The sequence below is a fragment of the Candidatus Cloacimonadota bacterium genome, from assembly GCA_020532355.1.
Classification (GTDB): Bacteria; Cloacimonadota; Cloacimonadia; order Cloacimonadales; family Cloacimonadaceae; genus UBA5456.
On sequence record JAJBBD010000138.1, the window covers coordinates 18,651 to 40,680 of the forward strand.

Annotated in this window: 23 protein-coding genes; 3 read left to right on the plus strand and 20 right to left on the minus strand. The window is 40.8% G+C overall.

All coding sequences use genetic code 11. From position 1 onward, the window contains the following. Positions 1 to 4: 4 nt before the first annotated feature. The gene (locus LHW48_05000) at positions 5 to 1,669 is read left to right on the plus strand and encodes a hypothetical protein (GenBank protein MCB5259820.1); all 1,665 of its coding nucleotides are present in this window, start codon (positions 5 to 7) and stop codon (positions 1,667 to 1,669) included. Between the two features lie 291 nt (positions 1,670 to 1,960). Next, positions 1,961 to 2,242 carry a pyrimidine/purine nucleoside phosphorylase gene (locus LHW48_05005; protein MCB5259821.1) on the plus strand — a complete coding sequence of 94 codons (282 nt, stop codon included), beginning with the start codon at positions 1,961 to 1,963 and terminating at the stop codon, positions 2,240 to 2,242. A gap of 555 nt (positions 2,243 to 2,797) precedes the next feature. Here the strand turns inward: LHW48_05005 and LHW48_05010 are convergent. The 16 genes from LHW48_05010 to LHW48_05085 form a co-directional block, all read right to left on the minus strand. Beyond that, positions 2,798 to 2,986 (minus strand): hypothetical protein, encoded by a 189-nt coding sequence (locus tag LHW48_05010; protein ID MCB5259822.1) that lies wholly within the window; start codon positions 2,984 to 2,986, stop codon positions 2,798 to 2,800. 10 nt (positions 2,987 to 2,996) lie between these two features. Then, positions 2,997 to 3,440, minus strand: a complete 444-nt coding sequence (locus tag LHW48_05015) for a pyridoxamine 5'-phosphate oxidase family protein (GenBank protein MCB5259823.1) — start codon at positions 3,438 to 3,440, stop codon at positions 2,997 to 2,999. Between the two features lie 11 nt (positions 3,441 to 3,451). Next, a complete protein-coding gene (locus LHW48_05020; protein MCB5259824.1) occupies positions 3,452 to 4,309 on the minus strand; it encodes a peptidylprolyl isomerase in 858 nt (285 codons plus the stop codon). 14 nt (positions 4,310 to 4,323) lie between these two features. Further along, a complete protein-coding gene (locus LHW48_05025; GenBank protein ID MCB5259825.1) occupies positions 4,324 to 5,058 on the minus strand; it encodes a UDP-2,3-diacylglucosamine diphosphatase in 735 nt (244 codons plus the stop codon). Between the two features lies 1 nt (position 5,059). Next, positions 5,060 to 5,752 carry a DUF4159 domain-containing protein gene (locus tag LHW48_05030; GenBank protein MCB5259826.1) on the minus strand — a complete coding sequence of 231 codons (693 nt, stop codon included), beginning with the start codon at positions 5,750 to 5,752 and terminating at the stop codon, positions 5,060 to 5,062. A 10-nt stretch (positions 5,753 to 5,762) separates the two neighbouring features. Continuing rightward, entirely contained in the window at positions 5,763 to 7,172 is a 1,410-nt protein-coding gene (locus LHW48_05035) for a hypothetical protein (GenBank protein MCB5259827.1), read from the minus strand. Between the two features lies 1 nt (position 7,173). Next, positions 7,174 to 8,256 (minus strand): radical SAM protein, encoded by a 1,083-nt coding sequence (locus tag LHW48_05040; GenBank protein MCB5259828.1) that lies wholly within the window; start codon positions 8,254 to 8,256, stop codon positions 7,174 to 7,176. A gap of 8 nt (positions 8,257 to 8,264) precedes the next feature. Beyond that, complete coding sequence (locus tag LHW48_05045) at positions 8,265 to 9,152, minus strand: glycosyltransferase (protein ID MCB5259829.1); 888 nt, start codon at positions 9,150 to 9,152, stop codon at positions 8,265 to 8,267. A gap of 3 nt (positions 9,153 to 9,155) precedes the next feature. Continuing rightward, on the minus strand, positions 9,156 to 9,626 hold the full coding sequence (gene nusB / locus LHW48_05050) for a transcription antitermination factor NusB (GenBank protein ID MCB5259830.1): 471 nt from the start codon (positions 9,624 to 9,626) through the stop codon (positions 9,156 to 9,158). A 2-nt stretch (positions 9,627 to 9,628) separates the two neighbouring features. Then, complete coding sequence (ribE, locus tag LHW48_05055) at positions 9,629 to 10,090, minus strand: 6,7-dimethyl-8-ribityllumazine synthase (protein MCB5259831.1); 462 nt, start codon at positions 10,088 to 10,090, stop codon at positions 9,629 to 9,631. A gap of 62 nt (positions 10,091 to 10,152) precedes the next feature. After that, positions 10,153 to 11,439 carry a DUF512 domain-containing protein gene (locus LHW48_05060; GenBank protein MCB5259832.1) on the minus strand — a complete coding sequence of 429 codons (1,287 nt, stop codon included), beginning with the start codon at positions 11,437 to 11,439 and terminating at the stop codon, positions 10,153 to 10,155. Next, on the minus strand, positions 11,439 to 12,203 hold the full coding sequence (locus LHW48_05065) for a hypothetical protein (GenBank protein ID MCB5259833.1): 765 nt from the start codon (positions 12,201 to 12,203) through the stop codon (positions 11,439 to 11,441). Before LHW48_05065 ends, LHW48_05060 begins: the two co-directional genes overlap by 1 nt. After that, complete coding sequence (locus LHW48_05070) at positions 12,200 to 13,315, minus strand: N-acetylmuramoyl-L-alanine amidase (GenBank protein MCB5259834.1); 1,116 nt, start codon at positions 13,313 to 13,315, stop codon at positions 12,200 to 12,202. Before LHW48_05070 ends, LHW48_05065 begins: the two co-directional genes overlap by 4 nt. 3 nt (positions 13,316 to 13,318) lie before the next feature. Next, positions 13,319 to 14,248, minus strand: coding sequence for a radical SAM protein (locus LHW48_05075; GenBank protein MCB5259835.1), 930 nt, complete (start codon positions 14,246 to 14,248; stop codon positions 13,319 to 13,321). Next, positions 14,245 to 14,628: a cytidine deaminase gene (locus LHW48_05080; GenBank protein MCB5259836.1), complete on the minus strand. Its 384-nt coding sequence runs from the start codon at positions 14,626 to 14,628 to the stop codon at positions 14,245 to 14,247. Before LHW48_05080 ends, LHW48_05075 begins: the two co-directional genes overlap by 4 nt. Before the next feature lie 10 nt (positions 14,629 to 14,638). Next, positions 14,639 to 15,739 (minus strand): sodium ion-translocating decarboxylase subunit beta, encoded by a 1,101-nt coding sequence (locus LHW48_05085; GenBank protein MCB5259837.1) that lies wholly within the window; start codon positions 15,737 to 15,739, stop codon positions 14,639 to 14,641. Positions 15,740 to 16,297: 558 nt separating this feature from the next. Here LHW48_05085 and LHW48_05090 point away from each other — a divergent pair. Then, positions 16,298 to 18,034 carry a T9SS type A sorting domain-containing protein gene (locus LHW48_05090; protein ID MCB5259838.1) on the plus strand — a complete coding sequence of 579 codons (1,737 nt, stop codon included), beginning with the start codon at positions 16,298 to 16,300 and terminating at the stop codon, positions 18,032 to 18,034. A gap of 126 nt (positions 18,035 to 18,160) precedes the next feature. Here LHW48_05090 and lpxA read toward each other — a convergent pair whose 3' ends face one another. The 4 genes from lpxA to LHW48_05110 are packed head-to-tail and all read right to left on the minus strand — an operon-like array spanning position 18,161 to position 22,018. Further along, a complete protein-coding gene (gene lpxA, locus LHW48_05095) occupies positions 18,161 to 18,931 on the minus strand; it encodes an acyl-ACP--UDP-N-acetylglucosamine O-acyltransferase (GenBank protein ID MCB5259839.1) in 771 nt (256 codons plus the stop codon). After that, positions 18,928 to 20,325 (minus strand): bifunctional UDP-3-O-[3-hydroxymyristoyl] N-acetylglucosamine deacetylase/3-hydroxyacyl-ACP dehydratase, encoded by a 1,398-nt coding sequence (locus LHW48_05100; GenBank protein MCB5259840.1) that lies wholly within the window; start codon positions 20,323 to 20,325, stop codon positions 18,928 to 18,930. Before LHW48_05100 ends, lpxA begins: the two co-directional genes overlap by 4 nt. Then, entirely contained in the window at positions 20,322 to 21,359 is a 1,038-nt protein-coding gene (lpxD, locus tag LHW48_05105) for a UDP-3-O-(3-hydroxymyristoyl)glucosamine N-acyltransferase (protein ID MCB5259841.1), read from the minus strand. Before lpxD ends, LHW48_05100 begins: the two co-directional genes overlap by 4 nt. 2 nt (positions 21,360 to 21,361) lie before the next feature. Then, positions 21,362 to 22,018, minus strand: a complete 657-nt coding sequence (locus LHW48_05110) for an OmpH family outer membrane protein (protein MCB5259842.1) — start codon at positions 22,016 to 22,018, stop codon at positions 21,362 to 21,364. Positions 22,019 to 22,030 lie beyond the last annotated feature (12 nt).

Consider the following 22,030-nt stretch of genomic DNA (forward strand, 5'->3'; position numbering starts at 1 on the left):
AAACATGAGAAAAACTATGTTCTTTATCTTGGGCTTGATTCTAAGCCTATCCACGCTCCTTGCTGGAGACTTCATTATCGGAATCGATGACGACACCCAAAACAAAGTACCGCTCTACGGCTATGCAAATTATGGCTGGACAAAATTCTTTTACAAAGCCGATGAATTGCAGGCTGCAGGATTCACATCTGCTCAAACAATCGAAAGAATTGCCTTTTATGTGGGCAACGATCAAAGCAATTATCTAACCGATGATCAGCTAGTATATATGGGTTATTATTACAATAGCGATTACAGCAATGCTAGCTATCAAAACCCCGTAAGTCACACGTTAGTATTTTCTGGTACAGTTTCCTGGAATGGACCCGGATGGCAAGAAATTATCTTGGATAATCCCTATTCGTTTGATCCATCTTATGGATGGAATCTCGAAATACTATGGGAAAACCACGATGGTTCCAGAATTGGAGGTCCACCCAATTTCTACACGACCGATACATCTTTCTACAGTGCTGTATATAAAAACGGTACTTCCTGGTCAACAACCAGTGGAACGCGTTCCAAATATTATCGACCAAACATCTGGTTAATGACAAGTCCCGATGCCCCTCCTCCACCAGCAACAGCAACTCAGCCCCTAAATGGAGCTGAAAATGTACCTATAGATACTATGCTCAGTTGGGACCACAATGGTGGCATGCCCACTGGTTATATGCTCTGGTTTGGCACAGACAATCCTCCCACGAACATCATTAACGCCGAAAGCGTAAGTAACACCAGATATACTCTTTCCGAAAGACTGGAGTATGATACAGATTACTTTTGGAGAGTGGTGCCTATAAATGACATCGCACCAGCAATGGACTGCCCGATATGGACATTTAAAACAGAGGCTGATCCTTCTATTGTTGAGTACCCACATCTGGAAACCTTTGATGGAGATTTCTTAGCTCCCGGCTGGACTCAATATGCCGGGACCCTTACAGATCCAATCAGTTTTGTTAGCGGAAATCTTTGGGAACAAGACGACTGGTTAAACTATCCTGGGGATGATAAAGCTGCAAGAATTAATATCTGGGGTTCAATTAGCAGCTTTCTTATATCTCCCATGTTCAACATTCCTGATGAAAACTATGTAATGAAGATTGATACTGCAATACTTAAGTACGATCAGACCCCAGAAGGCACACCACCAAATTATAGCGCTACAGATGATCAATTTGCTATCCTGATTGGTGACGGGTATACTTGGTCTTTGGCAGATGTAGTAAGGGAATACAACAATTCAGGTTCGGAATATGTGTTGAACGATATCCCGATGGCGGGAGAGACCATTACCATCTCTCTAGCTGGACACACCGGACATATACGCATCGCCTTCTTTGCCGGATCACAGACTTATAACGACGACAACGACTATATGCTAAACAACTTCTGGATTGGTGATGCAGATTATAGCTATCCAACGCCTGAAGTGCAAATTGTTCAGGATGAGCTCACGGGTGAACTCAAACTCATCTGGAACCCCATTCCTTATGCTCGTAAGTATAATATTTACAAGAGTGGTGATCCCTTTATGGACTATAACATTATCAAAAGTATCAGCAGTACCAGCTATAACTTGGAGACTGCAGAAGAGAAAGCATTTTTCAAAATCGGTGTGGAATAATAGTTCCACTTAAACCTCAACTTTCGTAACAACTGTTATCGCACATTACGGGGCGCCTTAAAAAGCGCCTCGTTCTTTATGGTCCAGTCCAATAGCACAAACCATTTGAGTTAGTACTTCGAGATAATGAACCTAAGCAAGTCATTGCCCAGTTTAGTTTTTAACCGCCCATCCCGCCCAGATTTGCTAATAGCTTAGTTTTTACTCCCGAAGACCCCAATGATTATTCTCTTGACCTATAATAACACTCCTCAATCCTGGATTAAATGAATAAATCTTAAGGAGTAAACAATGCTAAAAGTGAATGAATACTTTGAAGGTAAGGTAAAATCGATTGCTGTAAAAAATAGCCTTGGTAATTCTACGATTGGGGTAATGGACATAGGAGAATATGAATTTGGCACCAACACAGTAGAATACATGACTGTGATTAGCGGCGTTCTGATTGTTAAACTTCCCGGAGCTTCAGAGTGGAAAAAATGTACTCCCAATGAAACCTTTATTGTGCCCGCAAATGAAAAGTTTCAATTGAAGGTGGAAGAACAAACCGCTTATCTCTGCCGTTACGAATAAACTTACAATAATCCACAGCAATAATCTTGGAGCACAAGCTTGATACTTTTTTGCTCCAAAAAACAGCTTCCTGGAGCTCATAATTCATAGAAAAAGTGAGTAGTAATTCTACTGTTTGCATCAAATGCGGATCGATACCCTTACTGGGCGGCGTTTTATTCTAGATAGTTTGCTCATGGTTTCAACATGATACCCTGATGTTTTAACTAGACATTACCTATAGTTAAACGAGAGATACTCCCGTCTGCATACGAGGATCTCAAGATGAATCATTGTTAATACTAACCCGATGCAATAAGGAGAGAAAGGTATAGGGATGGATTGAATCCAAATTTTTTCAATTGTGGAGCTTCAACAAAGTGCCACAAGGTTTGTTACGCCAAACTTGGGGGTACTACCACTTAAGAAACTCTAGCACTAGGAAAAGATTACGATTAGCACAAACTTTATAGCGTTATCTTGATTCTTCTGACTACGATGGGGTAAAACTTCGAAACAACTTCAAGTAGTAATATAGAATTTTGAGTTAACTGACGTGCCAGATACAAGCAAGATTTATACGCTATTAAGCGCATCTATAAAAAGATTTAGGGTCTCATCCGGATTTTCAACGCTAATGACGCGTTTGTCGCCATTATCGAAAGTGATAACGATTTCACCTAAGGCTTTGGTTACTTCTCTAATTTTTGAGATTACAATATAACTTTTGCCCAGATGCTCATCTTTGTATTCAAATATTTTCAAGGTATCGCCTTTAGTAGTGTTTTAGATTACAGCTTTGGCTATAGGTTTCGCCTGGACGCAGATATTCGGCAAAATCTGGATCGAACTCGATGAGAGTGTAATCCGGATCGTCATAACCGCTAAAATATTGGTCAAAGAAAAAGCAGCGCTCGGAAGCCTCAACTTTGAGCGCTGCATTATTTACGATCGTGGCAATTCCTCTTAAACGGATGTAGCCGGTATGACCATCTTCCGCTAAAGGTATGCATACTTCCACGTTTTTGTTGTTTTGGATCTGGGCAACCTTAGAATCTCCGGTAAAAGTGGCAAAGAAATAACGCTCATCATGCAAAAAGAGCACAATGGGTCTTACTCTGGCTTGGTTCTTATCGCAAGTAGCGAGATAAACGTATTGGTTTTGCCGTATCCAAGCCATTAATTCTTGTTGCAGGGCAGATTCGTTGGTTTTTGCCATAGTTTTCTACCTTATTTAGGGAAGGATACCCCATTAATGAAAGCTTGATTATCCTCAAGGGGATTATCTCTTTCATCGCGAGGTAGAGATTCGATGGTATGCACAATACTCATTCCGGATGTGACTTTACCAAATACGGTATGCCTACCATTCAACCACGGAGTACCATCTTCTTTTGTAACAATAAAGAATTGACTGCCATTGGTATTAGGACCGCTGTTTGCCATGGCAATACTACCGTAAATGACTGGGGCTTTTAACACTTTAGCGTAGATTATATCCTCGAATCCTATGAGTTCTTTGTAATACTCAACCGTGTTCTTTTTTATCGGTTCAAAGCTTTTGCTTACCTGGCAATCTTTCACAAGCTGGGCAATCTCCGCATTAGGAGATTTGTTACCATCCATATGCGGTGCAATTATCTTTCTCCAAATTTGCTCGGCTTCTTCATCGCTGGTAATATCGCCTGTAAGCTCTACTTCTTCATCGTAGCATTCATCTTCAAACATATAGCCTGGTCCACCCTGACCATCGTTCATGCGGTTGTCGTCTTTAGTATTGGGATCTCCGCCCTGAATCATGAAATCTGGGATTACGCGATGGAAGTAAGTACCATTGTAAAAACCTTCTCTACTAAGTTTCACGAAATTCTCGACTGTTTTGGGGGCAAGATCTGGCCACAGTTCTAATTCAATATTTCCATAGGATGTTTCCAGAATTGTTTTCACAGTATTTTGAGCTGCTTCTTTCACAGGTTCCTCCTTGTCAGCATCGTTTTGGGTTCTATTTTGGGTATATAACATAGTTAACCCCAAAACCAAAATAACCGGTATCAGAATCAGCGCTAGATAGTTTCTCTTTTGCATCATGCTGTTTCTCCTTTCTAACTGTTATATTGTTTAAGTTCTATCTTTCCGGAAATTATTTCCACATAACTGTGATGTGAAATCCAATCTCCGCTGTTTACATAGCTTCCGCCCTCAATTTCTTTGAGAATCGGATAATGACTGTGTCCCATAATAACATAATCTGCTTTTGAGCTTTTAATTAGATGCTTTGCATAAGCTTCTAAACCACTGTTTTTCTTTTTGCGAAGAGATGGAGTGTCTTTGCGAGCGCGGCTGCTGCGGGAAAGCTTGCTGCCCAAACCCAAGGCCAAATCGGGATGCAATAAGCCAAATATACGCTTCATCAGCGGGATTCGAATAACCCTGCGAAACACCTGATACCTGAGATCATTTACCGTGTGGGTATCACCATGGCATACATGAATTTTTTTGCCATCAGTTTCCAGGCAAAAAGCCTCATCGTAAAGCTCAAAATTCAAGAAATCGGGTAAAAAATTTCCAAACCAGAAGTCATGGTTTCCGCTTATATGTACAATTCGGCAGCTTTTCTGAGAAATCTCATAGAGCTTTACCAAGAGTGGGAAATACTGCTTGATGATGGTGTAATTCCAATCGTACCACAAATCAAATATGTCTCCGGCAAGAATCAGTAAATCATATTTCCCGATGATGCTGTTTAAAAAATCTAACACTATTTTGCTGTTTTGGATGTCCTCAGCATTCGGCTTTGTATATTTGAAATGTAGATCGGAGATAATACAGATTTTCATATTAATGAGTAGTTATATAGTGGATAATGTTAAGTCCAAAACTTAATGCAATTTCTCTCAGTTCTTGGGGATTGCCGTGAGTATCCGGATCTGCCCACCCATCGCTGATGTTGGTCTCATAAGTATAGAGCATCATCATGCGTCCACTATCGTCAAACATAGCAAATGCTTGAGCTGGATTATTGTCATGTTCGTGGATTTTAGGCAATCCTGTAGAAAAATCGAAATAAGAGCTAAATAAGGGATGTCTTGCATCCAATTCTATAAATTCACGTTCGGGGAATATACGTTTGATCTCGCGGCGAAAGCTTTGATCCATACCATAATCATCGTCTGCATATAAAAAACCGCCTCTAAGCATCCAAGTTCGCAAATTGGAAACTTCTACATCCGAAAACCTGATGTTGCCATGGCCGGTAAGATATACAAAGGGGAAATCAAAGAGCTTAGTATCGTCTGCCTTAACAACGCTCTGATCGATCGGAATACTGGCATCAAGCTGCTGATTTATGAACCTTGCAAGATTTGGCAAGACCTCTGGATCGTTGTACCAATCGCCACCACCATCATATTGCATGCGGGCAAAGCCTGTTTTAATGGGGCTATCCACTACCGACCATCCCCAGCTGAAAACAAACAGCATTATAATGATGAGTATTCTACGCAAATATGAAATGGAAAGTATCCGGCACATATATTAATCCTTAATTCGCTATCTTGAGTTGTATGCAAATAAGTCCATCGGCAACAATAGCATAGAAGCAATTAGAAAAGCTGTCGTATGCAGAAAGACTGTATAAGTCTTCTTTAAAAGTTATGGTCGAAAGGTTTTCTCCCCTCTGCGCATCCACTACGGATATCATTTTTGAAGATGGCACGATGATGATCGATCTATCCAAGCGTGGATCCTCATCTGGACTGATTCGGCTTGGCTCGAGGATGCCCAAATCTGTTATGGGACTATTAATGGTTTGTTGCCATATTTCGTCACCATCCTCAGCATAACCATGTGCTACATCTCCCTCCAAACAGACCATCAACACGTTATCGGAAAAGAACAACGAGTTGATGCGCATGTCGAAAGACTTTTTCCAAAGCAATTTGCGACTCTTTTTTTCGAACGCCACTAAGTGATTACCGGCGGACAGAAAGATGTTGTCTACACTAAATACAGGAGCTATAGTAACTTGATAATCCAGAGTTGAGTTCCATAAAATGTCCAATTCAATATTGCGAGCCGGAAGATTAACGATTCGTTCTAAATACTTAATCAGGTTCTGAGTATCTACAGTAAGATTATTGGGAATCTGATCTAAACGAAGAGTAGTATTGCGTTTAACGGTAATGCGGGTTCGATGGAGCAACTGATCCAGATAGCGGTTACCAAAAAGTACATAGATTATAGCCGACATAGTAACGAATATAATCACCACCGTGCTGATCTGCAATCTCGAAAGCTTTCTACGCCTGGGTTTGATTAACCTTGAACGACCATCTATTACCAGCCAAAGAGGATTCTCGGTGTCGGCAAAGCTTTCAATATAATGATCCAAACTTTCCGGATCATTACAAGTTTCAAACACTTTGGCACAGAGGTTCCCACTTAGTAAGACAAAGCGTTGGTTTTCTCCGATAAAAAGGCGATTAACTTTGACCGATATATCCTTGTCGGCAAAACCCAAAAGGTTCAGTTTTTCCAAAGTTTGCATCTGATGATGCCGATAATCTGTTCCGATTGTTCGCAGTTTCTTCCGATCGGAAATACTACAATACATACGGCCAAATTGGACAAAGAAGATTTCATGGTCGTAAACTACGGCAAAGAATACCGAAAGTCCTTTTTCCGAAAAATCGGAGCGCCGCAGTGCCGCATGCATCTTCCAATGCAATTCGCCCATGAAGTTTTTTAACCACTTCTCCACTTCCATTTTGCTGATTGTGGCAACATCAGAATTACGCACCGCTAACCTTAGCTCGGCAGCCATCTCTTCCAGGTGTACGCTTTGTTCAGGGTGCCACATCGCGAGAAACCAACCAAATCTACCATCTTGGCTCAAGTTTTTTTCTATAAAAGTATATGGAGGATTGTCGTGAATAGTCTGAACAGCAATCATATTAGCTCCACCATCGAATAAAACTTCGATAACTAACTCGAATTAAGGTAGGAAGATGCATCAGCATATTTGTATAAGAAGCATTTGCCAAAGGACACCAGCACTCTTTGTGGTGAATACTGCGTCTGTCTAATTTGGCTTTTTTTGAATACCATACTTTCTTGAATTTGTAGCTGCTCTCGCGCAGATTCCCTAAGGATTTTGCTCTTACACAGCAACTCCAAACATCTCCATCCGGAGATATTTGACATGAAGCGAGACCCGAATAGCATGGAATTACTTGTTTTTCATCTCTTAATATGGCTTTTACTAGATTGTAGTATTCAATTCTAAAAGCCATAGTGATCTTGCTCATACCTTTGTATTTCTCGTTCTTAATGCGATGAATCAGATAATCTATGGCAGATTTATAGGCCACTTTACCAGGACTTATATCTAAACCAACAGTGTCTAATTCAACTCTTTCTTCAGCTATTTCGGTAATGTAGCTATCTGGCTTCAATCGCATCAGCTCATTCGCTACTGAATAAAAGTTTTCCACATTAAAGCGCGAGATAACCGTATGGATGCCCACACTTAGATTTCTTAGCTTAAGCGCATTAAGCTTATTGAAAGTGGAAATTGCTTTTTTGTAATTTCCTGGTACATTTCTTATCTCGTCGTGCTGAGCTTCAATGCCGTCTATAGATACATTGATTATTATCTGTGCTTTGGGGCAAGCCTGTGCGATAGCTTGCACTTTTTCCACTATTGTGCTTACCAAAAGACCGTTGGTAGGAATATTGATAATGCGAGGCTTGCTTATTTTGTAAATTGTTGAGATAACCTCTACAATATCTCGCCGCAAAAATGGCTCGCCGCCGCTAAAGGTTATCCAGTAAGGGCTCTTCCCCACACTACGGAATATCTTTGCATACTCATCGGGACTTAAGTTTTTAGCTTTCTTTTTCCAAATTCTGCATGTGCTGCAGCGGGAATTGCAGGAGTATAACAAACTCACCGTGTAATTCATGGGCATTACACGCGGAAAGCCCAAGTACTTCATAAACCAATATCCAACGATGCGAAACATTATAAACAGCATTGTAATCCTTAATTTTTTAGCATTTTTGTGCTTTGGGATATTTCCCAGTTAAACGGATTTTTCCCTCTTACATAAAAATCCCATGAGCCCAATAACCGGCAATAAACCTCCAAAAGAACGGCTGCAAAAAGGCGGAATACTTCAAGAGGTCGCTCTTTAATCTCAGTTTTTAAAATGCGCACAAGAATGCCCTTATCCTGCGATATAACTTGGTAGTTCTGATTTTTGATAAGCCATAAATGCCCGTTTTGAATACGGCGCCGTTGCTTGATAAAATCGCTTATGTTTTCAGGTCCTTTATTCGTTATTAGTGCTGCGGGGAGATAACGCAATGAAAGTCCTTTGGCACGCACAATTGCCTCTATACTTGCCTCATCTACGGCTGAATCTTTGGGGATGGCATCCATGACCTTTCTAAATGCGATCATTTCTCCCAATTTTGGCGATATCAGTGCCATGCGATGGTGCAAACGCCAAAGAAGATTAACTGAATAACCAACAAAACTATCATTACTATTTATCGGCACAGGTCTGCCTCCGCTTGCTCCAACTCTCTCATCCTCAAAAACAGATACGAGTTGTTCAATTGTGCTTTTTGCGGGGATCACATCAGCGGAAACAACAAGCAAGATATCTTCTTTTGCATTTGCCATAAACAAATTGATTGCACTAGATTTGCCCTCCCTCTTTTGTTGCGTAAAAAGCTTAACCAATGGGTGTTTGAGGGCATATTCTCGCACCAAATCATCCGTATTATCTGTGCTGGCACTAGATACTACAATTATCTCGCTAATAGACACCTTATCAAGTATCTGCTCGCTTAAAGCTGAAAGCAGATGCAAGATATTTGCTTCCTCATTATGGGCAAACACGCCAACGCTGCAACAAATACTCATTCTTTATGTGGGCAATTGCCTTCCTGGCATACTATGAGGTATCCCTTTGTTAATCGCATCCAAAATTCCGTTAATAAACTTTCCGGTGTGTTCACTGCAGAATTTTTTAGCTATTTCAATACCTTCGTTTATAATTACTGGGGCTGGAGTATCGGTAAACATCAGCTCATAAACGGCAACTATCAATATGCTCTTATCTAAATGGGCTATGGATTCCAACGACCAGTGCTCGGTATACTTATCAATCTCTGCTTCAATATCTTCAATATTAATGATGGTGTTTTTAACTAATTCATCGGCAAAAGCATAAACCGTTGAGGATGGACTAATATTCTCTGCCGAAGTTAATTGACGCAGAATCTCCGGATATTCATTTAGTAATCCATATTCGCGATATTCTGCTTCAACATCGGCAAAATCCAACGCATAAATGCACTGAACGGCAAATTCCCGCGCTTTACGACGCTGCCCCATTGTTACAACTCCTGCATCAAGTTCACCATCTCTACAGCGTTTAGTGCAGCGGTAAAACCTTTGTTTCCGGCCTTAGATCCCGCTCTTTCAATTGCTTGATCTACGCTATCTGTGGTTAAAACCCCAAAAATAACCGGCTTAGATGTAGATAAAGCAACCTGAGCTATTCCCTTGCTTACTTCTGCCGAAACATATTCAAAATGAGGAGTACTACCCCGAATCACCGATCCTAGACATATTACTGCATCTATATCATTTTTTTGAGCGGCTTTTTGTGCCACAACTGGGATCTCAAATGCTCCCGGTACCCATATAACCGTTATATCCTCTTCCTGCACTTCGCTGCGGCGTAAACAGTCTAAAGCCCCTTCCAACAACTTTCCGCTTATAGCCTCGTTAAAACGGCTTACAACTATGCTAAAGCGATAGCCTTTGGAAACCAGATTTCCTTGTATTGTTCGCATTTATAGCTCCTTTAATCAAAATTGGTCTATAGTGAGTCAAGATATATTAGGGTTAAAATCATTCAAGTAAAATCTTCACTATAGAGCTGCCAATCTTCCCAGAGAGGATCAACAACCAGAATATCTCGTCTTAAATTATGCTTCAATTCCTCAAGACTCATATTATCTAAAGTATATCCTTCATGATTAAAAATGCAAGAGGGTACCACTATACAGCTATGCTTTGAGGCTTGCACTTGGGATAGTATATCCTGCGCAGTGATGAGTCCTGCCACCGAAACCTGTCCGCCAAAGAATTCGTTACGAATCACTTGCAGGCTGATTTTTCGATCTCTTAGCCTATTTGACATCACTTTCACCAATCGCTGAATTAGTTTTTGCGCACTTGTTGAACACAAGAAGTGATAGTCATTATCTGTTTTCCTCAATTCCCTTAAGAAAGAGCGCTTATATAGATGAAAATTCCGTTCTCCCAATCTCAACATACCAATTCCATTCTCCAGTTGAGGGTAATCCGCATAATATTCCTCCGATGGAATCGATACATCTGCTAATACAAAGAATTCATCGGCTGCGAAGATGCGTTTGCCCGTTTCTAGAGCCCTTAGCTCATCGATGATTGCCAAAGTATCTCTTGCATTTTGGGGTGTAAATGAATCCAGTTTACACAGTTTATGGCGATATTTAGTAAGCCCCACAGGCACTACTCCGATAGATTTTACATTCAGTTTAGAGTCCATCAGATCCATTATGCTGTTTTTAAGCTCATCTTTATCGTTGTAACCTGGTACACACACAATTTGGCTATGAAAAGCAATGTCACATTTTGAAAGTCTACGTAAGATTTGGATCGGATTAATGGCTTTAGCAGAGCGCATCATTTTTTGCCTTAGTTCAACATTAGTAGTGTGTATGGAAACGTATAATGGGCTAATATGCTGATCACAAATTCTGGTAAGATCTTCTTCACTCAAATTGGAGAGGGTTATATAGTTTCCATATACAAACGAAAATATGAAATCGTCGTCTTTTGTATATAGTGTTTTCCGCATTCCACTGGGCATTTGATCGATAAAACAAAATATGCAGTGATTGTTACAAGTCCGCAAGCTATAGTCTTCTGGAATAATACCCAAAGGTTTTGAGTTTTCTCTATAGATTGTAATTTCTTTTAAGTTTCCCAGCCTATCATCTAGTTCCAAATCAAGTTTGAAATCCGAAGCATAGAATTCCAAATCCAAAAAATCTCTGATAGCTTCTCCATTTACTCGGATAAGCGTATCACCTGGTGCAATTTCTGCCTCAGCCGCTAGGCTTTTTGGCTCCACAGATCTTATCCTAAGAGGCATTAATGCAATTCCACAGGTATTTTTAGATGGAAGCAGCTACCAACCCCCAACTGCGAGCTTGCGCTTATTTCGCCGCCTAGCAATTCTACAATCTTACTGGAAATACCAAGTCCCAATCCCAAGCCAGGATACGCCCTCGTAATACTGTTATCAGCTTGTTCGAATGCTTCAAATATAATTTTTAGCCTTTCTGCCTCAATTCCGCATCCAGTATCTTCAACCTCAATATCCAGCCATTGATCTCCGGTATTGGTGCTTCTTAATTGCACTCGTAGTGTCACAGATCCGCTTGCAGTAAATTTAACCGCATTAGATATAATAAAGCTCAACACCCGCTCCAGTTTTTCCGAATCCACTATAACGATAGGCATATCACCACATTCGAAAATTGGTTTTAGTTTTTTGGCAAGTATCAACGGATGATAATGCTCCCAAATCTGTTTAAGCAGTTTATCCAAATCACAATCCACAGGATGTAAATTTGTTTTCCCCATTTGCAGGTTAGATAGATCCAATAAGTTTCCAATTAGAATCAACAGCTTTTTGCCGCTATCTAAAATCACATCCACATAATCTGCTTGTTTAGGGTTTAGATCTGTAGTTTTCAGCATCTGCGCAAAACCCATGATCGCATTCATCGGAGTGCGTATCTCGTGGCTCACATTGGCTATAAAAGCATTCTTGGCATAGGTATTGGCATCGGGTTGAACTGGTTTGGAGCTTACGGTTTTTGCTTTTTCAGATTGTGCTTGTGTACAATTCATGTATTGCGAATCCTATCATAATGGAATTTAAAGCGTTTTATTCCTTCAAATATAGTACGTGCAAGTCTTATTTGGTACTCTTCATTTATTAAAAGCCGTTCTTCATCCTGATTGGATAAAAACCCCAATTCTATCAGGATCGATGGCATAAATGCTCCTCTTAACACATAAAAGTTTGCCTGTTTTACTCCTCTATCGTAAGCTTGGGTACCGGCAATAAGGTTTTGCTGAACATTACCCGCCAACTCATTACTGCTTTCCAAATGCTCCGTCTGACTCAAATCGCTCAATATGAAATCCAAATCGTCATATTTGCTGCGAGCAGATGCACCACCCTCATAAAGTTCAACTACCTGGTTTTCAAGCGCTTCCACTGCTCTGGCATCAGAGGTCATAGCCGTTGCCAGATAATATGTCTCAGTGCCCTTTGATGCAGGGTTCTTGGAAGCATTAGCGTGTATGCTAACAAACAGATCCGCATTATTTTCGTTGGCAAAACGAGTGCGATCGCCCAAAGAAACAAAACGGTCATCCTGTCTGGTCATCAATACTCTTACGCCCAACTCTTGTTCCAACATCTGTTTAAGCTTTAGTGCCACAGACAAATTTACATCTTTCTCTTTTACTTTCATCTTTTTACCCACCGCACCAGGGTCTTTCCCACCATGACCAGGATCCAGCACGATTACTTGAACGCTATGATCCACCGGTTTTTTAATACGCAATACGGAATCTTGAAACTGATTGTCGTTGGGAAAATGCATAGGTAGGTGAGCGGTAAAAAACTCAAGCGGCAAATAATAGTCTCCGGATATCCGTTTAAGCGGATACTGCATATTGTAAGAGTCTATTTTGTAGCTATAATATGCGCTACCTTCCAAAAAGATAAATGTTTCTCCATATATGTGCAGATATAGCCGTTGATCGGAGCGTTCCTGCTTTTGGATGCAGCGGAATATAGGGCTCACATCTTTGATTGCCAGATACTTAACCCCCTTAATTTCGGTTTCTGGGATATTCTCCCTCCCACTCTCGCCAGCAATCTGAACTCGCAAACTCCAGGCTATGTTTGCACATATCAGGATCAGTAATATTACATATATTTTCTTCATAATCTAATTTCTCGCCGCATATCTCGGTAGTTTAAGTTCTTTATTTACTCTAAACTTAGGCGTCCATAAATCCGAACAGGATAGCTGCTGAATATATACATTGCTAAAACCCAGATCTGTTGCCACAGCCAATACTTCCTGATACTCTTGAGCATAAATTCCACGATTTAGCTCAGGATAGTGATGCGCATTCCCGGCCGGATAATACTGCGCCATAATACTTAATGCCATTTCTGGACCAAACTCGTCGAATATCTTTAGCAAACTCTGCTTGGCGCCTGCCAATCCATGTGGCAAAACCAATAGGCGTATCAAAACACCGCTTTGGGCAATGCCATCTGCATCTAACTGTAACTTTCCTTTCTGGCGATGCATTTCCCGTATGGCTCCAAAAGCAATTTCTGGGTAATTTGCTGCATGAGAATACTTCTTGGCATACAAGCTGTGATAGTACTTGTAATCTGGCAAATAGATATCTATCAAACCATCTAATGTTTTTAAGGTCTCAATCTTCTCATAAGCGCTACTATTCCACAAAACCGGTATTTGCAAACCTAGATTTTTCGCTTTACGGATCACGCCAATAAGCTGCAAACTGTAGTGAGTAGGCGTTACCAGATTGATATTGTGCGCCCCTGCAGCTTCCAGCTCGAAAAACATTTCTACTAATGCCTCTTCGCTTATGTTTGTGCCATTCCCCTCAAAGCTTATAACACTATTCTGGCAATACTCACAAAGCAGGTTGCAATAAGCAAAGAATACCGTACCGCTACCTTGTGTGCCTGAGATGGGAGGTTCTTCACCAAAATGCAATTGCGTCAAATTTACTCTTAGCTCTGCCTTAACATTACAGAAACCTACTGCAGAATAACGATTTACCCCACATTCTCGGGGACATATTCGACATTGTTGCAATAGATCTCTTACAATCACAACCTAAAAGCTCCCGGCAATAGTAGTTTCATAGTGCTTTCCACTGTTTCGTTCCGGTTAGCATACACCACCGGAATACTCGGGGCAAATTCGCTTATTACCTGCCTACATGCCCCACAAGGCGGAAAAAGCTTATTGCTATCAACATATATCGCAATCGCAGTAAATTCTTTATGACCCTCACTAACCGCTTTGAAGATGGCAGTACGTTCTGCACAAATGGTTAGCGAATAAGAAGCGTTCTCTATGTTGCACCCAGTATAAATGCTCCCATCAGTACATTTTATTGCACTCCCAACTTTATACCCAGAATAAGGCACATAGGCTTGTTCTGCCGCTTTCTGCGCCAGCTTTAAAAGCTCACTTAACTCACTGTTCATTTTAAAACTCCTAAGCCAATAACGAAAGGATTATTCCGCCGGCAATGACACTACTGATTTGTCCCCCCACATTAACACTTACCGCTGGCATCAGCAAAAAGTTAAATGGATCTTCTTTCTGACCCATCTGATGAATCACTCTGGCACTCATCGGAAATGCTGAAATACCGCAAGCTCCAATCATTGGATTCACTTTGTCTTTACGAATCAGGTTTAGCAATTTGGCAAATAGCACGCCCCCGGCAGTATCGAAGATAAAGGCTACCAAACCCAATACCAAGATGAATAGGGTTTGTGGGCGCAAGAAGTATTCTCCCTGCATCTTGCTGGCAATAGTTATTCCCAACAAAATTGTAACTATATTCCCCAGTTCGTTCTGTGCGGATTTGGAGAGACTTTCCAATACTTTACATTCGCGCAGAAGATTGCCGAACATCAAAAAGCCAATCAACGCCAAAGAAGCCGGAACAAACACTCCGGCAACGATAGTAATGGCGATGGGAAAAAGTATCTTAACTGTTCTTGATACATCTCCGCTATGGTAGTCCATTCTTATCTGACGCTCTTTCTTGGTTGTTAAAGCCCTAATTACAGGAGGCTGGATAATTGGCACCAAAGCCATATACGAATATGCTGCTACGGATATTGGACCTAATAGATTTGGAGCAAAACGATTGGCTACATAAATAGAAGTTGGGCCATCTGCCGCACCGATTATCCCTATTGAAGCAGCTTCTTTGATATCGAAACCCCACGCTGCGGCTACTACAATGGTAACAAATATTCCAAATTGAGCTGCTGCGCCAAACAGCAACATAAATGGATTTTTTAAGAGCGGACTAAAGTCTATCATCGCCCCAATTGCAATGAAGATTAAAAGAGGAAACAATTCTGTATCGATGCCTGCTTTGAATAACACAGTTAAAGGACCATGTTCGCCAATTGCTGCCGACATTGGAATATTCGTTAAGATTGTGCCAAAACCTATCGGTAATAGTAGCGCCGGCTCGTATTTTTTGCTTATCGCAAGCCATATCAATACGATACCTACGATTATCATAATCAACTGCGTAAGTTGAAAATTCGTAAGAGCAGACAGCATTACTTCCATTATGACTCCATTTGTTCAGATTAATATCACACTATTTATCCGGCTCATTTTTGTCAAGTTTCCTTAAGTTAATAATGATATTGCACTTTCACTAAAACTTTTTTTTCTTAAAAAAAGGCTCCCATATTTGCAGATTTAGTTGCTATATCGCCTTTGAGCTAGCAAGATTCTCTTGTAGCAAGGATCGAAGACATTGTTACAAAATGCTTTTATCACTTCTTTGCACCTTTTTTAATTCACAGTATACAAAGCAAAATCCCAACACTCAAAAAATAATCCAGTTTCGGCTCAATATGCCACTACGGTAATCCACACACACTTTAAAAGAGCAAAAACTGAGCAAACTGCAATTTCTTACCCAAACTTTCAAACCATAATTATCGTAGCTTCATCCCGTGATACTCCCCAAATACAGGATCATGGCCGCCTTAACCAAGCTTGATTGTGAGCTAGTCCATTGAGGGCAGCTCAACATTTCAATTGACAAATCAATACCAGATTATTTGTTAGCTATTGGTCTTAGTAAAAATTTTATTGATTATCCCAATCTTAGGAGTTATGATGAAATTTGGATACTTATTGATTTGCTTTGTTCTGTGCTTCCTTAACTGCTCGCTTGGAGCAAAATCTTTTGAGGTCTACGACATTCGGGGAAGATATGTTGGCAACGCTCAGCTCCCCGCAAATACGAGTTCTGGAACTTGGGCAAATATACCTAATGCCCAAACATCAAGAATGTTATCAGATTTCCCAATTGGAAGATATATCATAAAAGAAATTATGCCTTACTCTTACACTAACTTTCCGAAAAATAGCGACGCATTTGCATGGCAAGATGTAACATCTCAGGTTTACCCGCTACTAGAAACCAATACTAATGCCATAGCTGTAGCCGATTTTAATGGAGACGGTAGGGACGATATTTTTGAATATTGCGCACTTAGCCCAGATCAGTTAACAGGAGCGTCAAAACTCTATATTCGTCATCCAGAGGAGGGATTTGTTGAAGAATCTGCAAGCCGTTTACCCGATATTTCTGCACAAGGCTTTACTGTTCAAGTTCTTGATGTCCAAAATGATGGGCATAAAGATATTTTGTTGATAGATGAAAGTTACAATGATCGCAGTACTACAAATGTGCTATTAATAAATGATGGCACAGGTCATTTTACTTATGCCAATCAGAGCGTGTTGCCACCAGTTAACGCACTGGATGCAGTAATTGGTGATTTTAATCAAGATAGCTTTGATGACATTGCATATCTGGTAATTGATGATGGTTTATTGAAACTACATCTATGGATCAACATTGACGGTGAGTATTTTATAGATCAGAGTGCAGAACGCTTGCCATTCTCAGAATCGGACATCATGTCGACGGATTTTATTTCTATATTGGATTTAAATCAGGATTCTCATCTGGATATAATAATGACAAACAGCGTTGTAAATGACAGTCAAAATAACATCCTTCATAATGGAGAAGACTTGGTATTGTTGAACGATGGAGCGGGATTTTTTGATCTTCCCCCAATAAATCCCCTATCTAATCTTAACCGATTTTTAATGCACTACTATCCAATCGATTATAATAATGATGGAGTTCAAGACCTGTTATTGAACTTCTCTATAATAGAAGAAACTGGAAGCAATTCCATCGGGATCTTTGAGCTTATTGATAGTCTATTTGTTGAAGTTGTAGATGCAATACCCAATATCCAGTATCATCATAATAATATTCTAATAGATGATTTTACTCAAGACGGATATCCGGATATATTCCTTCCTTGTGTATTATTAGGAGAAGAAGCGGAGGATATATTTTTGGTTAACAATCAGGATGGCACTTTCGCCAACATGGCAGAAGCCCTGCCTGGAAATGTCGATTTTACTATTGATGCGGCAATCATTGACCTCAATTTTGATGATAAAGCGGATCTTGCGCTTGGAAACAGCGGCACAGATGCAGGCATACCAGCACAAAACAAATTGTATCAGAATTCTACAATTACTAGCATAGACGACCCAGTAGCACCTGTTCCGGAAATATCAGTTTATCCCAACCCCTTCAAAGATTCTGTTCATCTGCAAACTAAAGACAAACACATTGATGCGTGCACAGTGTATAATCTTAAGGGACAGATAGTTAAATCCTTCAAACAAACTGCCGCTGTGTCTTCCTTAACATGGAACGGTGAGGATGATCGAGGTAGTAAAGTGGCGCAAGGGATATATCTGTTACGCTTTCATAGTGGACCGGATACTTATAATCGGAAAGTTTTGTATTTAAAATAGATATTGGCTTGTGCTCGCTTAAATGTTTGAGGGCTCATCCCCAAGGATTTGCCCTCATTTTATTAATTGCGCCTTTAAAAAAAAACCCGGTTTTCACCGGATTATAAGCTTTAATTAGTTACAAAATTAGTTGGATATGCCTCGTTCTGCATTCCTTACAAAATCTACAAAGACCTTCTGATACTCATCCAGTTCTATCTTTTCAGTTTCAGCAAGCGCTTGCGTAGTATTTAGTTTGCTACGGTAAAAGAGATTATAGATGGCTTTAATGCCGGCTATTGTTTCATTTGAAAAACCCTTTCGCATTAGTCCCACGCTGTTTAATCCTACAGTAAGATAAGGATTGCCCTGCCCGCGTGAAAACGGTACAATATCTTTTTTAACCGCTGATGCCCCTCCCACAAAGGCATGCGTTCCTATGTGCACAAATTGATGCACGGCTGTAACACCACCAATCGTGGCAAAATCGTGAATGTGAACATGACCGGCAAGCTGCACCACATTAGCAATTATGCAGCTACTTCCGATCTGACAATTATGTGCAACATGTACATATTCCATCAATAAGTTATTGCTACCCAGCACAGTATCTTCTTCCATTTGATTACTGCGATTTATGGTAACAAACTCACGAAAAGTGTTGTTATCACCAATTCTTAAGCTGGTTGGTTCACCAGAAAACTTCAGATCTTGCGGATCTGTACCCAGTACCGCATAAGAGAATATTTTATTGCCATTTCCAATGCTTGTATGTCCATCTAAAATCACGTTGTTGTGCAGAATATTATTCTCTCCTAAAACAACGTTTTCACCTATCACACAATATGGGCCTATCTCACAATTAGCGCCTATAACTGCGCCTTTCTTTATTATCGCAGTGGGATGAATCTTACTCATATACTCCTCTTGGTTATCATCGCCATAAAATCTCCCTCGGCCACCTTCTCGCCGTTCACATAGGTATCTCCGTGCATCTTAGCTAAGGAACGTTTTAATGAAATAACCGTTAACTCGTAGCGCAAAGTATCCCCTGGCATCACTGGCTTCCGGAATTTCACATTGTCTATAGAGGCAAAATATGCCACATAATCCTGAGGATTATCCAATTGATTGAGCAACATGATGCCTCCGGCTTGTGCCATGCCTTCGATAATCAGCACTCCCGGCATTATGGGATGACCGGGAAAATGTCCCTGAAAGAACGGTTCATTGATCGTAACGTTTTTCATCCCAACGATGCTTTCACCGGGAACAAATTCCAGTATTTTATCTACTAAAAGGAAGGGGTAGCGATGCGGTATGATGCGCATAATGGCGTTGATGTCGAATACTACTTCTTTGCTTTTGGTTTTCTGATAGATCTTTTGCAGTTCTTGCTTCTTCTGAATTTGACGCAGTTTTTTTACCAATTCCACATTGGTCTTATGCCCGCTGCGCGCAGCTAGGATGTGCCCTTTAATTGGCACTCCTAATAGCATGATGTCGCCTAAAAGATCACATACTTTATGACGGACAAATTCGTTGTAATAACGTAATGGATGGCTGTTTAGAATACCTTCTGAAGATACTGTTACTTTTTCATGATAACCAAAAACGTCTTGTAAATGTTTAAGCTCTTCATCGCTAATACCAGGTTCTGCTATTACCAGCGCATTCTCTAAGGAACCGCCTTTTATAAGCCCCATTTCTTTTAGCTGTAATATCTCTTTGATAAAACAAAAAGTGCGGGCACCAGCAAATTCCTTCTCGTAAACATCAATATTGGGTAACCATGTGTATTGAGTGCCCAAATAGGGATGCTTGTAGTCTATCATAAAAGTAACTTTAAGTTCATTAGAGGGCACTATCACCACATCCACATTCTCTTTAGGGGCCGAGAAACTAATGGGACCCTCTATTTCAAAATATATTCTCTCGCTGTCTTGCTGAATCTTTCCCGCTTGCTTTAGCAAGTTAAAAAAAACGATGGGGCTGCCATCAGCAACAGGAGCTTCGGGGCCATCAATTTCTATGCGGATGTTATCCAGATTCAAACCTTTAATCGCAGATAATACGTGTTCTATTGTGCCAACCGTTGCGCCGTTCACACCTATAGTGGTTCCTCTGGATATATCTACAACATGATCTATGTCCGCTGGAATTTCTGGTTTATCTGGCAAATCTACCCTTATGAATACAATGCCATCATCACTACCGGCGGGTTTGAATCTTATGGTGGATATTTCTCCGCTATGTAAACCAATTCCGGTGTAAGATACCTCAGAACCTATAGTGTGTTTGTACTCTGTCATTGATCTCTTTCCTTGAGTCTTTTTTGATAGTCTCGAAGCATGTCTGGAAGGTGTTTTTGTGCCACAAACACACGCTTCATCTGATTTGCATCCCCAGCGGGTGTACCAAATAGTCTGGCCCCCGCGGGAACATTTCCGGCAATACCACTTTGAGCTCCAACCATTGCCCTTGAGCCTATTGTGATATGCCCTGCGGCTCCAACCTGCCCGGCAAGATAAACATAATCTCCCACAATTGTACTGCCGGCTAAACCAACTTGCGCACAAAGTACGCTGTTTTCACCAATCACGCAATTGTGCCCTACTTGAACCAGATTGTCTATCTTCGTGCCTTTCCCAATAACTGTTGAGCCCAAAGTTGCACGGTCTACAGTACTATTGGCACCAATCTCCACATCATCATGGACTACCACATTCCCAACTTGAGGAATCTTGGTTTGGCGACCGTCAAGTACCAAATATCCAAATCCATCAGCACCCAAAACAACTCCACTGTGAATCTCACAGTTCTTGCCAAGCACCGTATCATCATATATGCAAACTTGATTGTGAATGATACTCCCTGCTCCAATAGATACTTTTTTGCCGATGTTACAACCAGACCCAATGCGTACACCCTTGCCCAAAGTAGTACAAGCTTCAATCACGCTATAGGCACCAATGGCTACTTCACCCTCGAATCTGGCTTCTGGATCGATAATGGCAGTAGGATGAATGCGATACTCTACTTCTCCTGCATCGAGACTAAGCCAATAAGAAACAAGCTTCATGAAGCTAAAGTACGGTTTTTCACAAACAATAACATTGCGGTTTTCAAAATGTGCAGCAAAAGCATCATTGGTAAGGATTAGTCCTGCTTGGGATTGTCTAAGTGTTTCCACCAACCTATCTTGCTCGCAGAAAACAACCGATCGCGCATTTGCTTCGCTTACTTCGCAAACATTATCCAGTTTGAGTGTTTGCTTTGAGTGTCCTTCGCCCCCAGTAACGGCAACAATTTCATCGATTGCTAAGGCGTGTTTAAACAGTTTCATAATCAGGGTTGTTTTTCTTCCGGCTTATAATCTGAGTTGAAGTCGTCCGTAAAGCCCCCGAACCCTTCCATATTCTTGTCTGCAAAAGGATCTTTGGGTGGCTCTGTTCCAGCTTTCGGTTCTTCCGTGCTTTCACTGGGAGGAATAGTATCCTTATTCAGTTCCTGCAACACCTGATCGGTTAGATCGATTGCAGGTGACGCATACAGCACAACGCCCATGCTTACATCCAAGATCATGGTATACTTTTCGTCTTCGGCAATTTTGGTGATAATATCATGAATCTTTTTTGTAAGAGGCTCGATGAGTTCACGGTAGCGCTGTTCAGCTCTGCCATTTTCACCAAAGTATTCTTCCAAAAGTCTTCCAGCTTCTTCTTTTTTGCTATCTATCTGACCCTGTAGCTCTCGTTTACTGGCTTCACTAATAGATAGACGGCGTATCTCGAAATCACGTTCCATCTGTTTGATCTCTTCATCCAAAGAGCGAATCTGATTGCTCCAGTTTTGTCTGTCGAGCTGGAATAATCTGGCAATCTCAGCCGCTTCATTGCTATCGAACAGAATTTGATCGGTATTTACGTACCCAAGCTTGGCATTCTGTGCATATATAGCTGCAATGCTTAAAAGTGCGAGTATTAATATGCTAAGTCTTTTCATTAATTCTCCTGT

Bases quoted from the DNA above. Each gene is read 5' to 3' on its own strand.
- lpxA (MCB5259839.1), bottom strand. From the start codon at position 18,931: ATGAGTAAGATTCATCCCACTGCGATAATAAAGAAAGGCGCAGTTATA.
- LHW48_05040 (MCB5259828.1), bottom strand. From the start codon at position 8,256: ATGCTGTTTATAATGTTTCGCATCGTTGGATATTGGTTTATGAAGTAC.
- LHW48_05045 (MCB5259829.1), bottom strand. From the start codon at position 9,152: ATGAGTATTTGTTGCAGCGTTGGCGTGTTTGCCCATAATGAGGAAGCA.
- LHW48_05065 (MCB5259833.1), bottom strand. From the start codon at position 12,203: ATGAATTGTACACAAGCACAATCTGAAAAAGCAAAAACCGTAAGCTCC.
- LHW48_05020 (MCB5259824.1), bottom strand. From the start codon at position 4,309: ATGATGCAAAAGAGAAACTATCTAGCGCTGATTCTGATACCGGTTATT.
- LHW48_05085 (MCB5259837.1), bottom strand. From the start codon at position 15,739: ATGGAAGTAATGCTGTCTGCTCTTACGAATTTTCAACTTACGCAGTTG.
- LHW48_05070 (MCB5259834.1), bottom strand. From the start codon at position 13,315: ATGAAGAAAATATATGTAATATTACTGATCCTGATATGTGCAAACATA.
- LHW48_05060 (MCB5259832.1), bottom strand. From the start codon at position 11,439: ATGCCTCTTAGGATAAGATCTGTGGAGCCAAAAAGCCTAGCGGCTGAG.
- LHW48_05000 (MCB5259820.1), top strand. From the start codon at position 5: ATGAGAAAAACTATGTTCTTTATCTTGGGCTTGATTCTAAGCCTATCC.
- nusB (MCB5259830.1), bottom strand. From the start codon at position 9,626: ATGGGGCAGCGTCGTAAAGCGCGGGAATTTGCCGTTCAGTGCATTTAT.
- LHW48_05110 (MCB5259842.1), bottom strand. From the start codon at position 22,018: ATGAAAAGACTTAGCATATTAATACTCGCACTTTTAAGCATTGCAGCT.
- LHW48_05100 (MCB5259840.1), bottom strand. From the start codon at position 20,325: ATGACAGAGTACAAACACACTATAGGTTCTGAGGTATCTTACACCGGA.
- LHW48_05015 (MCB5259823.1), bottom strand. From the start codon at position 3,440: ATGGCAAAAACCAACGAATCTGCCCTGCAACAAGAATTAATGGCTTGG.
- LHW48_05090 (MCB5259838.1), top strand. From the start codon at position 16,298: ATGATGAAATTTGGATACTTATTGATTTGCTTTGTTCTGTGCTTCCTT.
- ribE (MCB5259831.1), bottom strand. From the start codon at position 10,090: ATGCGAACAATACAAGGAAATCTGGTTTCCAAAGGCTATCGCTTTAGC.
- LHW48_05005 (MCB5259821.1), top strand. From the start codon at position 1,961: ATGCTAAAAGTGAATGAATACTTTGAAGGTAAGGTAAAATCGATTGCT.
- LHW48_05080 (MCB5259836.1), bottom strand. From the start codon at position 14,628: ATGAACAGTGAGTTAAGTGAGCTTTTAAAGCTGGCGCAGAAAGCGGCA.
- lpxD (MCB5259841.1), bottom strand. From the start codon at position 21,359: ATGAAACTGTTTAAACACGCCTTAGCAATCGATGAAATTGTTGCCGTT.
- LHW48_05035 (MCB5259827.1), bottom strand. From the start codon at position 7,172: ATGATTGCTGTTCAGACTATTCACGACAATCCTCCATATACTTTTATA.
- LHW48_05025 (MCB5259825.1), bottom strand. From the start codon at position 5,058: ATGAAAATCTGTATTATCTCCGATCTACATTTCAAATATACAAAGCCG.
- LHW48_05030 (MCB5259826.1), bottom strand. From the start codon at position 5,752: ATGTGCCGGATACTTTCCATTTCATATTTGCGTAGAATACTCATCATT.